At 76.4% G+C, this 11849-nt stretch carries 6 protein-coding genes; all 6 read right to left on the reverse strand.

The window, feature by feature from the left end; translation table 11 throughout:
- Positions 1 to 42: 42 nt before the first annotated feature.
- Positions 43 to 1344 carry a condensation domain-containing protein gene (locus tag MPTA5024_RS04385; protein WP_051457692.1) on the reverse strand — a complete coding sequence of 434 codons (1302 nt, stop codon included), beginning with the start codon at positions 1342 to 1344 and terminating at the stop codon, positions 43 to 45.
- Positions 1341 to 1598: an acyl carrier protein gene (locus tag MPTA5024_RS04390; RefSeq protein WP_036320096.1), complete on the reverse strand. Its 258-nt coding sequence runs from the start codon at positions 1596 to 1598 to the stop codon at positions 1341 to 1343. The genes MPTA5024_RS04385 and MPTA5024_RS04390 overlap by 4 nt, the downstream gene beginning before the upstream one ends.
- The gene (locus tag MPTA5024_RS40600; RefSeq protein WP_157099287.1) at positions 1598 to 1750 is read right to left on the reverse strand and encodes a hypothetical protein; all 153 of its coding nucleotides are present in this window, start codon (positions 1748 to 1750) and stop codon (positions 1598 to 1600) included. The genes MPTA5024_RS04390 and MPTA5024_RS40600 overlap by 1 nt, the downstream gene beginning before the upstream one ends.
- Positions 1747 to 1926 carry an MbtH family protein gene (locus MPTA5024_RS04395; RefSeq protein ID WP_036320099.1) on the reverse strand — a complete coding sequence of 60 codons (180 nt, stop codon included), beginning with the start codon at positions 1924 to 1926 and terminating at the stop codon, positions 1747 to 1749. Before MPTA5024_RS04395 ends, MPTA5024_RS40600 begins: the two co-directional genes overlap by 4 nt.
- Complete coding sequence (locus tag MPTA5024_RS04400; RefSeq protein WP_063794618.1) at positions 1923 to 7763, reverse strand: non-ribosomal peptide synthetase/MFS transporter; 5841 nt, start codon at positions 7761 to 7763, stop codon at positions 1923 to 1925. The genes MPTA5024_RS04395 and MPTA5024_RS04400 overlap by 4 nt, the downstream gene beginning before the upstream one ends.
- Positions 7760 to 11849 (reverse strand): non-ribosomal peptide synthetase (locus tag MPTA5024_RS41815; RefSeq protein WP_198166943.1); only part of this gene is annotated, 4090 nt, incomplete at its 5' end. The genes MPTA5024_RS41815 and MPTA5024_RS04400, both read right to left, overlap by 4 nt.

Here is an 11849-nt window from a genome sequence, read left to right on the forward strand (position 1 = left end):
CGCGTTCCCGCGCGGGAGCCCTCGCCGTCTCCCCAGGACGCGTCAGGCGAGCGCCCGCTCCACCACGGTCCGCTCCAGGGCGGGGAGGAACGCGTCGAGGTCGATCGGGGCCACGTACCGGGTGTCCGCGGTGACCATGACCCGGAGCCGGTCCGGCTCGCCCGTCACGTGCACGCAGAAGCGGCAGTTGAGGTCGTCGAGCCCGTCCTCCGGCGCCTCCTCCGTCAGCGGCAGGGCCGCGCGGATCTCACCGGCGTCCGGCGGCGGGCCGGCGGGGGTCACGCCCTCGGCGGGCCGCTGGTCGTTGAAGCAGCACAGCGGGTCGGCCCCGGCGAGCGTGCGGTTCAGCTCGGCCTGGTCGTAGTAGGCGTGGCGGTAGGCGCGCAGGGCCGCCGAGCGGGCCGCGTCCATCGGGTCGCCGTCGCCGGGCTCGTCGAGGACGAACAGCCCGAGCTGCGCGAGTGAGGTCACCAGGTCCCGGTCCTCGGCCCGGAACCGGTTGTTGACCAGCGGCGTCATCGCGGCGACCGGCCTGCCGGCGATCCGGCCCGCCCCGGCGCAGGCCCCGGCCAGCAGCACGGTCGAGGTGCTCACGCCGTACCGGCCGGCGAGCAGGCGGCTCGCCCGGTCGAGGGCCGGCGAGACGAGGACGGCCCGCCGGTAGCGCGGCGACCCGGCCTCCGCTCCGGTCCCCTCGCGAGGCCTGCCGAAGATCGGGCCGCCGAGCGCGTCGAGGCGCTCCCGCCAGAACTCCAGGGCCCGGTCGCCGCGCGCCTTGTCGGCCGTGCCCTGCCGCGCCACCAGGTCCCGCAGCTGTCCCGGCGCACCGGACAGCGTGCCGCGCAGCAGCGCGAGCCGCAGGTCCCGGGCGACGACGTCGCCCGCGTACCCGTCGGCCGCGACGTGGCAGAAGACCAGCACGACGTGCCGGACGGCGCCGTCGCGGACGGTCATGCCCGCGCGCAGCGGCCAGTCCGCGGCCGGGTCGAACCGGTCAGCCGCCAGCCGCTCGGCCAGCTCGGCGGGGGTCTCCACGGACTCGTCCGCCACCTCGACCGGTATGCCGCCGGACCCGCCGATCACCTGGTACGGCTCGCCGCCGCCGTCGGCCCGCACCCGCGTGCGCAGCGAGTCGTGCCGCTCGACCACCATGGCGACGGCCCGGGCCACCGTCTCGGGGGGCGGGGACCCCGCGCCCCTCGGCACCGGGACGACGCGGGTGAAGTTGAAGTAGTGGTCGCCGGCCGCCCCGACCAGGCGCATGGCACCCCAGATCGACCGCTGCCCCCACGCGAGCGCCCCCGTCCACTCGGGGGCGTCCGCGCGGAAGGGCACCGGGGTCACCGGCGGATCCGTTCGCCGACGTAGCGCGCCAGATCGTCGAGCCCCGCGAGGTGGTCGACGTACCCGGCGAGGTCGATCTCCACGCCGAACTCGTCCTCGATCGCGTCGATCAGCCGGAGCTGGGCCAGCGAGGTGACGCCGAGGGCGGCCAGCGAGCAGTCGGCCGCGGAGATCTCCGCCGCCGTGATCTCGCCGTCGCACGCCTCGGAGATCATGACCGCCAGCCGCGCGGAGAGATCGGCCTGTGTCGTCATCACGCCTCCTGGGGTTCGCCGGTCGTCCGGGCCGCGCCGGCGACCGTCGGGGTGGTGGAGAACGCGCCGATCGGCCGATCGACGCCGAAGTTCCTGCGGGCCCCGGCGGCCCGCGCCGCCGGGACGAACGGGTGCGGGCCCGGCGCGGTCATCCGCCCTGCCTGAGGCTGCGGGGGCGCATGTCCGTCCACACCTCCTCGATGTGGCCGAGACACTGCTCCCGGGTGCCGTCGAACCCCTCCGGACGCCAGCCGTCGGGCACGGGCCGGTCGGCGGGCCAGAGGGAGTACTGGTCCTCGTCGTTCACCACGACGCGGTAGGTGCTCATGCTGTCTCCTTCTCGGGGGCGGGGACGGCGGCCGCCGCGACGGGGGTGCGGGCGCGGAGCGTCTCCACCCCCACGAGGTCGTCGGGCAGCGCGTCGGGCATCTCGTCGTCGAAGCGGGCGAGCACCGGGACGCGCATCGCGACCAGCGCGGTCGCGGCCATCCCGAGGGCGAGGCACACGTACAGGAAGCCGATCCCGCGGCCGGGGCCGGTGCCGATGACCAGGCCGACCGTGCCCGCCAGCGGACCGCCGCGCGCGAGCAGCGGCTCCAGCACCGCGGCGCCGTACGGCGCGACCAGGCCGAAGCCGATCGGCAGCGTCGACCAGGCGATCAGCGTGTTGAGCGCGATCACCCGGCCGTGGAACCGCTGGGGCACCTTGACCTGGATGATCGTCGCGTAGACGCCGTTCAGCAACGTCAGCCCGAGCGACATGCCGAACGAGCCGAACGCGACCAGCGCGAGGTTCGCCCGCAGGCCGGTGACGAGGCAGAACAGCGCCAGGACCAGCGTGCTCACCAGCACGCCGCGCAGACGACGGCGCCGCGGGCCGCCCCACACGGTCATCGCGAGCCCGCCGAGGAAGACGCCGGCGCCGCCCGCGAAGGCGACCCGCCCGACGTCCGCCAGCGTCGCCTGGGCCAGGACGAGCGGGGACAGCATGAGGAACAGCGGCGACAGGAAGACGTTCAGCACCGCGAAGTAGACGAGCATGCCGCGGAACGGCCGCCGGCCCCAGACGAGCCGGAAACCGCCCTTGATCTCGTCGAGGACCGACTCCCTGCGCCGCCAGGCCATCGCCGCGGGGAAGCGGACCAGCAGCACGCTCAGGAACGCGACGGTGTAGCTGGCCACGTCGAAGGCGAGGATGCCCTGCAGCCCGATCGCCGCCATCAGCCCGACCGCGACGAGCGGCACCGCGAGCTGGGCGACGCCGAACGCCATCTGCACGACGCCGTTCGCGTGGCCGAGGTAGCGCTTGGGGACGAGCTGCGGGACGGCCGAGCCGTACGCGAGCCGCTGGAACGTGAGCGCGACCGACAGACAGGCGAGCAGCGGGTAGATGTGCCAGACCTGGAGGTTTCCCGTCCACAACAGCAGGCCGAGCGCGAGCTGGGTGAGCCCGGCCGCGCCGTCGCCCGCGAGCATCACGCGCCGCCGGTCGTACCGGTCGACGATCGCCCCGGCCAGCGGGGACACCAGCATGCCGGGGACGAGGCCGATCACGGCGAACAGCGCGAAGTTCGCCAGCGAGCCGGTGGTGAGGTAGATCCAGACGGGCACGGCGAACTCGGTGAGCGCCGACCCGGTGATGGAGACGAGCTGGCCGGCCGCGACCAGGAGGAAGCGCCGCATGCTCGGCCGCGGCCCGCCCGGCACGGCGCGGTCCAAGCCGCGCGAAGCGGCGGGGTCCCCTTCGCCCGGCACGGCGCGGTCCAAGCCGCGCGAAGCGGCGGGGTCCCCTTCGCCCGGCGCGGCGAGGTCCGGGCCGGCGGACGCGGCGAGGTCCGGGCCGGCGGACGCGGCCGGGTCCAGGCCGGCCTGCGCGGGGTGGCCCGGGCCCGGCGGCGTGTCCGGGGCGGATCGGGACCCGCTCTCCGGCACCCCGACCGGCCCCGCCTGCGGCACCGCCTCCGGGGCGGCCGCGGCGCTCTCGGACGCGCCGTCCGGCTCCGGCCGGGAGAGGGCCTGCGACGCCGGCTCCTCGGCGGGACCGAGGCGGGAGACGCCCTGGAGCCACCAGGTCGCGTCCTCGCGCCGTTCGAAACGCCCCGTGTCCCCCGACCGGATCGCGGGGTGGAGTTCGGTGACGATCCGGGCCAGCTCCTCCGCCCGATATTTCATGAAGAAGTGGCCGGCCTCGTCGAGCACGGCGGCGGCGGCCACGTCGGTGATGCGGTGCCACTCGCGGTACCGCTCCTGGTAGAACTCCGTCGCCGGGTCCCGCTCGCCCGCGACCGCGATGACCGGGGCGCGCAGCCGCTCGGCCCGCTCCTCGAACAGGCGCGTGAAGTACCGCTCGGCCTGCTTGGTGCCCTCCCGCCGGTTGCGGACGATCAGCTTCAGCTGCTCGGGGTCGAACTCGTCGGCGTCGAGCCCGGCGGCGGTGAGCGCGTTGACCATCGCCTGGTCGCCGCGGAGCCGGTCCATCCAGTCGGCCAGCCGGGCCATGCCTCCCCGGGGACGGGCGAAGGGGAAGATGCCGCCGAGGTACACGGCCTCCACCTCGCGCCCGGCCGCCTCCAGCCGGCGGGCGATCTCGGCGGAGATCATCACGCCCAGCCCGCAGTGTCCGTACAGGACGAGCGGGCCGCGGACGTTCTCCAGGATCTCCCCGACGCAGCGCTCGGCCAGCTCCTCGAGCGGGATGGCCTCCTCCCCCAGCTCGTGACCGGGGACGGCGATCGAGTACAGCGCCCAGTCGTCCGGCAGCACGTCGGCCAGCGGCTTGTAGATGAGGGCGTTGCCCCCGCCGTACGGCGCGCAGACGACGGTGCCCCTCGTGACGGCGCGGGCGGGAGTGAGGCGGTGCAGGAGGAAGGCGCCGCCCACGGGCTCCCCGGCCTCGAGGAGCCGGGCCAGCTCGCGGACGGTCCGGTGGCGGAACAGGTCCATGACCGTCACCGGCCGGTCGGGCACCAGCTTCCGCAGCCGGGCGACGACGCGCATGGCGAGCAGGGAGTGCCCGCCGGAGTCGAAGAAGTCGTCGAGCGCCCCGACGCGCTCCACGTCCAGCACCTCGGCCCAGATCTCGGCGACCGCCCGTTCGAGGTCCGTCCCCGGCTCGGCGTAGTCCTCGGCGGAGGGGGCGGCGGCGCCGGGGTCGGGGAGCGCCGCCCGGTCGACCTTGCCGTGGGACTTCAGCGGCAGCCGATCGAGCCGGACGAACCGGGCGGGGATCATGTACTCGGGCAGCCGTTCCCGCAGCAGGGAGCGGAGCTCCGCGTCGGCGGGCACGTCCCCGGTCAGGTACGCGACCAGCCGGTCTCCCCGGAGGACGGCCGCGGCCTGGGCGACCCCGGGCAGGTCGGCCAGGACGGCCTCGACCTCCCCGAGCTCCACCCGGTAGCCCCGGATCTTCACCTGCAGGTCGCGGCGGCCGAGGAACTGCAGCTCGCCGGACGGCAGCCATCGGGCGAGGTCGCCGGTGCGGTACATGCGGCCGCCCGGCTCGCCGTACGGGTCGGGGAGGAACCGGTCGGCCGTCAGCCCGGGGCGGCCGAGGTAGCCGCGGGCCAGCCGGTCCCCGCCCAGGTGGATCTCGCCGGGGACGCCGGGGGGCACCGGCCGCAGCGCCTCGTCCAGGACGTACACCCGGGCGCCGGGGAGCGGCCGGCCGATCGGCAGCGTCGCCCCGCGGACGTCCTCGTCAGGCGCGGCCGGGTCGACGGCGAACGTGGTGACCCCGACGGTCGCCTCGGTCGGGCCGTAGTGGTTGGCCACCGCGCAGCCGCCGAGGGCCGCGAGGTCGCGCGCCCACTCCCAGCCGGAGGCCTCGCCGCCGAGGAGCAGCAGACGGCGCGGCAGCAGGGCGCGCGGGTCCGACTCGGCGAGCAGCGCCGCGAGGTGCGACGGCGTGATCTTGAGGACGTCGACGTCGCGGAGCAGCGCGGCAAGGTCGGGCGCGGAGGTCCGCGACGGGACGAGGCGCAGCCGGCCGCCGGTCATCAGCGACAAATAGAAGATCGTGACGCCGAAGTCGAACGCGAGCGACTGCAGCAGCGCGAACGTGCCGCCGTCCGGCACCGAGAACCGCTCCCGGACGCCCGTCAGGTACGTCACGACCTCGCGGTGCTGGACGGCCACGCCCTTCGGCCGGCCGGTCGTGCCGGAGGTGTAGATGACGTAGGCGAGGTTCTCCGGCCGCACGCCGGGATCGCCGTACGTCCCGCCGCCCTCCTCGCCGGGCCCGACGACCGTCAGGTCCCGGGTGAACGGCAGTCCGCCGGCCAGGTCCGGCGTGGTCACCACGACGCGCGCGCCCGCGTCGGCCACCATGTACGCCAGCCGCTCCTCGGGCTGCTCGGGGTCGAGCGGCAGGTAGGCGGCGCCGGCCCGCAGCACGCCGAGCACGGCCTGTGCCAGCTCGGCCGACTGCTCCAGGCAGACGGCGACCCGGTCGTCCGGGCGGACGCCGAGGTCGCGCAGCCGCCCGGCCAGCGCGGCGGAGGCGGCGTCCAGCTCGCCGTACGTCATCGAGCGGTCGCCGCAGACGACGGCGACGTCGCCGGGCCGGGCCGCGGCCTGGACGGCGAGGAGGTCGTGGAGCAGCGCGGGAGGAGGCGCGGCGCCCGCCCCACTCGCGTCCGGAGCCACGGCGGGCGGGACGGCGAGGGCCAGCGCCTCGCGCTCCTCCTCCGGCGACAGCAGGCGGAGCCGGGAGACCGGCGCGGCCGGGTCGGCGACGGCCGCGCGCAGCAGCCGTTCGAGGTGCCCCGCCATCCGGCCGACCGTCTCGGGGAGGAACAGCGCCGTTCGGTAGACGAACGCGCCGCGCAGCCCGTCCGGCGTCTCGGCGAGGTACAGCGCCAGGTCGAACCGGGTCACCGAGGTCGCGAAGGGGAACCCCGACACCGAGGGGTCGCGCCTGCCGTCGTAGTTCTGCAGCGAGAACAGCACCTGGAAGACCGGCGAGCGGCTCACGTCCCGCTCGACCCCGAGCTCGTTGACGAGCTGGTCGAACGGCAGCTCCTGGTGGGCGTACGCGTCGAGCGCGCCGTCCCTGGTCCGGCCGAGCAGCTCGGCGAAGGACGGGTCGCCCGCGAGCCGGGCGCGCATCGGCAGCGTGTTGACGAACAGCCCGACCAGGTTCTCCAGCTCGGGGAACGCCCGGCCGCTGACCGGGGAGCCGACGGCGAAGTCGGTCTGCCCGCTGTAGCGGTGCAGCAGCGTCTGGAACGCCGCCAGCAGGACCATGTACGTCGTGGCGCCCTGGGACGCCGCGAGCGCCGCCACCGCGCGGCTGAGGTCCGCGTCGAGGTCGAACGCGAGGCCGGCGCCCGCGACGTCCTGCTCGGCGGGCCGCGGCCGGTCGCCCGGCAGCTCCAGCGGCTCGACCCCCGAGAGGGTCTCGCGCCAGTAGGCGACGTCGCGCTCGTACGCCGGTCCGGTGGCCCGCTCCCGGTGCCAGACCGCGTAGTCGCCGTACTGCACCGGCAGCTCGGGCAGTGCGACGGGCGCGCCCGACAGGTGCGCGTCGTGCAGGGCGAGCAGTTCCCTGAGCAGGATCTCGCACGACCAGCCGTCGACGACCGTGTGGTGCGCCGTGATCGCGAGCACGTGGTCGGCGTCGCCGAGCCGTACGGCGAGCACCCGGATCAGGGGGCCGGCGGCGAGGTCGAAGGGGCGGGCGATCTCCTCCTGGACGGCCTGCCGCGCCCAGGCCTCCCGCCCGGCGGCGTCCGCGCCCTCCGCCTCCACGACGCGCAGCCCGAACGCCGGCTTGGGGTCCACGACGACCTCGGGCCGCCCGTCGTCGGTGGTGACGAAGCGCATCCGCAGGCTCTCGTGGCGGGCGACCGTCCCCCGCAGCGCCTCCGTGAGCGCGCCGCCGTCGATGGGCCGGGTCACGCGGACCGACAGCGGCACGACGTACGCGGCGGTGCCGGGCAGGTACTGCTCCAGGAACCACAGGCGCTCCTGCGCGTGCGACAGCGGCGGGACCACGCCCGCGGGCCGCGGCGTGACGGCGCTCACCGTGGTGCGGCGGCGCAGCCGCTGCGCCAGCAGCGCCCGCTTCGCCGACGACAGCGGCAGGGCCGCCTCCTGGGCTGTCCCCTGGGCTGTCCCTTGGGCGTCGTCCACCGTCTCCGGCGTCTCGGCACGCGTGCCGGTCATCGTTCCTCCATCCGCTCAAGCAGCAGCCGGGCGTCCTCGTCGCTGATCCCCTCGAGCTCCGCCACGAGCAGGTCCTCGACGGCGGCGCCGAGGTCGGCCACCGTGCGGCGGGCGAACAGCGTGCGGATCGGGATGTCCACCTCGGCCAGCGCCCGCAGCCGCGCGGCCACCCGGACGGCCAGCAGCGAGTGGCCGCCGAGGTGGAAGAAGTCGTCGAACGCGCCGATGCGCCCGACTCCGAGCACCTCCGCCCACACGTCGGCGACCAGCGCCTCCGCGTCGGACCTCGGCGCGACGTACTCCCGCTCGCGCTCGGGCTCCGGCTCGGGCAGGGCGCGGCGGTCGACCTTGCCCCCGGCCGTCCGCGGCAGGGCGTCCAGCCGCACGAACACGTCCGGCACCATGTACGGCGGCAGGGCGACGGCCAGGTGCGCCCGCAGTTCCTCGGCCGTCGCGGAGCCGGCGACATAGCCGGCCAGGATCTCCCCGGCCGCGGCGACGGCCGCCTCCGTCACGCCGGGATGGGCCAGCAGCCGGGCCTCGACCTCGCCGGGCTCGATCCGGTGACCCCGCACCTTGACCTGGTCGTCGAGCCGCCCCAGGAACTCCAGCCGGCCGTCGGCCCGCCAGCGGACCCGGTCGCCCGTGCGGTACAGCCGCCCGCCCGGCTCGCCGTACGGGTCGGGGACGAACCGGTCGGCCGTCAGCCCGGGCCGGCCGGCGTACCCGCGGGCCACCCCCGCGCCGCCGATATGCAGGTCGCCGGGGGCGCCCGGCGGGGCCGGCCGTCCGTACCGGTCGAGCACGTGGACCGAGGTGGCCGCGATCGGCCGTCCGATGGGGGGCCGTTCCCCGCCGCCCAGGTCGTCCAGGTCGTCGGCGGTGGCGATGACGGTCGTCTCGGTCGGGCCGTAGGTGTTCACGACCCGGACGCGGCCGCCGAACCGGGCCCGCCACCGGGCCAGCGGCTCGGCCGCGGCCTGCTCGCCGCCGATGACGACGAGCCGCAGCGACTCGGGCCAGACGATCTCGCCGGCCAGGTCCGCGAGCCGCTGCCAGTACGCCGTGGGCAGGTCGAGCACGGTGACGCCCGCGTCCGCGGCCAGGAGGTCGGGCAGCGTGACGGCGCCGCCGGGCAGCAGGACCACGGTCGCCCCGGCCGCGAGGGCGGGGAAGATCTCCTCGGCGTGGGTGTCGAAGCTCGGCGAGGCGAACTGGACGATCCGGTCGCCCGGGCCCAGGCCGTACGCCTCGCGCATCCAGGCCACCCGGGCTCCGAGCCCGCCGTGCTCCACGACGACGCCCTTCGGCTCGCCGGTCGAGCCGGAGGTGTGCATCACGTACGCGGCGTCCCGCGGCAGGGGCTCCCGTGGAGCCGCGGGTTCTCCCGGACCGGGGTCCGCGGCCGGGCCGACGACCGGGATCGACGCCGGCAGCGGCGCGTCCGGACCGGCCACGACGACGGTGGCGCCTCCGTCCGCGAGGAGCCGGGCCAGCCGCTCCGCGGGGTAGGCGGGGTCGAGCGGCAGGTACGCGGCCCCGGCGTGCCAGGCGGCCAGCATGGCGGCCACCCGGTCGGGGACCGGGCCGAGGCAGACGCCGACCACCCGGTGGCCCGTGAGCCGGGCGGCCAGCGCCCTGGCCCTGCGGTCCAGCTCGGCGTACGTCACGCGCTCGTCGCCGCACTCCACGGCGACGGCGCCGGGGGCGCGGGCGACGGTCCGCGCGACCATGCCGGGCACCGTCTGCCGATCCGGCAGGGCGGGACCCCGCGACCAGGCGCGCAGCCGGGCCTCGTCGGCCTCGGTCAGCGCCGGGAGCGCGGAGATCGGGACGTCCGGCCGCAGCGACTCCAGCAGCAGGGCGAACCGGGCGGCCATCGCCTCGATCGTCGCCGGGGCGAGCACGGCGGTGTCGTAGCCGAAGGTCAGGCTGATGCCGTCCGGATCCCGCCAGGCCTCCAGCATCAGGCCGAACTTCGCCTGGGCGAAGCCCGCGGGGAAGAACTCGGCGTCGAGCCCGGCGAAGGACGGGCGCGGCCCGGCGTCCTGGCTGTGCAGCACGAACATCGTCTGGAACAGCGGCGTCCTGCCCGTGTCGCGCTCGACCTTCAGGTCCGCCAGCAGCGCCTCGAACGGGATCTCCTGGTGCGCGAACGCGTCCAGGACCGACTCCCGCGTGCGGCGCAGCAGGTCGCGGACGGTGGGGTCGCCGTCGAGCCCGGCCCGCAGGACGAGCGTGCTGGTGAGGTAGCCGATGAGCGGATCGGTCTCGGGGATCTCCCGGCCGGCGGTGGGCGACCCGACCGCGAAGTCCGTCTGCCCGGAGTGGGCGGCGAGCAGGACCTGGTAGGCGGCGAGCAGCACCATGAAGAGCGTGGCGCCCTCCTCGCGGCCCACGGCCTCCAGCCGGTCGGCGAGGTCCGCCGGCAGCCGCAGGCCGTGGAAGGCGCCCCCCTCCGCCGCCCCGGCTCCGGCGTCCGCAGGGAGGTCGAGCGGGGGCACCCCCGCCAGCCTCTCCCGCCAGTACGCCAGGGCCTCGCCCGCCGGGGCCGAGCGCTGCCACAGCGCCACGTCGCCGTACTGCACGGGCAGCGGCGCGAGGCCGGGCTCCCCGGCGTACAGGGCGGCGAGGTCGTCGAACAGGACGTTGAGCGACCAGCCGTCGCCCGCGATGTGGTGCAGCACGACGCACAGGACGTGGTCGTCGGCACCCAGTCGCACGACCGCCGCCCGCAGCGGCAGGGCGGCGGCGAGGTCGAAGGGCGCGTTCACCCGCTCGGCGACGAGCCGCTCGGCCTCCGCCGGCGATCCCGCCTCCAGCCACTCGACGTCCCACGACGCGGGGGCGGGCTCCACGACCGCCAGCGGGCGGCCCTGGTCGTCCGGGTACCGGGTGCGCAGGACCTCGTGCCGGTCCGTCAGCGCGGCCAGCGCCCGCGCGAGAGCGTCCCGGTCGAGCGGACCGCGGAGGCGGCGGACCACGAACATGTTGTACGACGCGTCCCGGGGGTCGAGCCGGTGGAGGAACCACAGCCGTTCCTGGGCCGCCGACAGCGGGGGCGCGGTCCCCTCGGGCCGGCGCGGGACGGCGACCGGCGGGGCGTCGCCCGGCCCGTCGCCGGAGTCCGGGTGCGCCTCCAGGGCCCGGGCGAGGCCCGCGACGTCCGGGTGGGCGAACAGCTCGCGCACCGGCACCCGCCCGCCGAGCCGGGCGACGACCCGGGTCGCGAGCAGCGAGTGGCCGCCGAGCGCGAAGAAGTCGTCCTCGGCGGAGACCTCGGAGACCTCGCCCAGGCCGAGGACCTCGGCGAACACCTCCGCCACGCGGCGCTCGGCCGCCGTCGCGGGGGGACGGCCCTCCCGCGTGAGCCGACGCTCGGGCGCGGGCAGCGCCCTGCGGTCCACCTTGCCGTTCGGGGTGAGCGGCAGGGCGTCCATCGGCACGAACACCGCGGGCACCATCGAGGCGGGCAGGCGCGCGGCCAGGTCGTCGCGGTCCGCCTCCCCCACCACGTACGCCACCAGCCGCTCGTCGTGCACGGCCACGACGGCCTGCCGGACGGACGGCTGCGCCTCCAGGGCCGCCTCGATCTCGCCGGGTTCGATGCGGTGGCCGCGCAGCTTGACCTGGTTGTCGGCCCGTCCGAGGTAGTCGAGCGTGCCGTCGGGCCGCGCCCTGACGACGTCGCCGGTGCGGTAGAGCCGGCCGCCCGGCGCGCCGTACGGGTCGGGGGCGAACCGCTCGGCCGTGAGGGCCGGACGCCCGAGGTAGCCGGCGGCCACGCCGAGGCCGCCGATCACCAGCTCCCCCGGCACGCCGAGCGGGACCAGCTCGAGGGCCTCGTCGACCACGTAGACCTGGGTGTTGCCGATCGGCCGCCCGATCGAGACCCCTCGCGGCCCGGCGGGCACCTCCCAGGCGGTGGACCAGATGGTGGTCTCGGTCGGCCCGTACATGTTGAGCAGGCGGGCGACGCGGGCGCGCAGGTCGCGGGCGAGGGCCGGCGGGAGCGCCTCGCCGCCGACCAGCGCGGTGACGCGGCGCAGCGCCGCCCCCGTTTCGGGCGCGCGGTCCGCGGAGGCC

The sequence above is a fragment of the Microbispora sp. ATCC PTA-5024 genome, assembly GCF_000511135.2.
In the GTDB taxonomy this organism is placed as follows: Bacteria; Actinomycetota; Actinomycetes; order Streptosporangiales; family Streptosporangiaceae; genus Microbispora; species Microbispora corallina.

Excerpts from the sequence above, each read along its gene's own strand:
- MPTA5024_RS40600 (WP_157099287.1), bottom strand. The coding sequence starts at position 1,750 with ATGACCGCGCCGGGCCCGCACCCGTTCGTCCCGGCGGCGCGGGCCGCC.
- MPTA5024_RS04390 (WP_036320096.1), bottom strand. The coding sequence starts at position 1,598 with ATGACGACACAGGCCGATCTCTCCGCGCGGCTGGCGGTCATGATCTCC.
- MPTA5024_RS04400 (WP_063794618.1), bottom strand. The coding sequence starts at position 7,763 with ATGACCGGCACGCGTGCCGAGACGCCGGAGACGGTGGACGACGCCCAA.
- MPTA5024_RS04395 (WP_036320099.1), bottom strand. The coding sequence starts at position 1,926 with ATGAGCACCTACCGCGTCGTGGTGAACGACGAGGACCAGTACTCCCTC.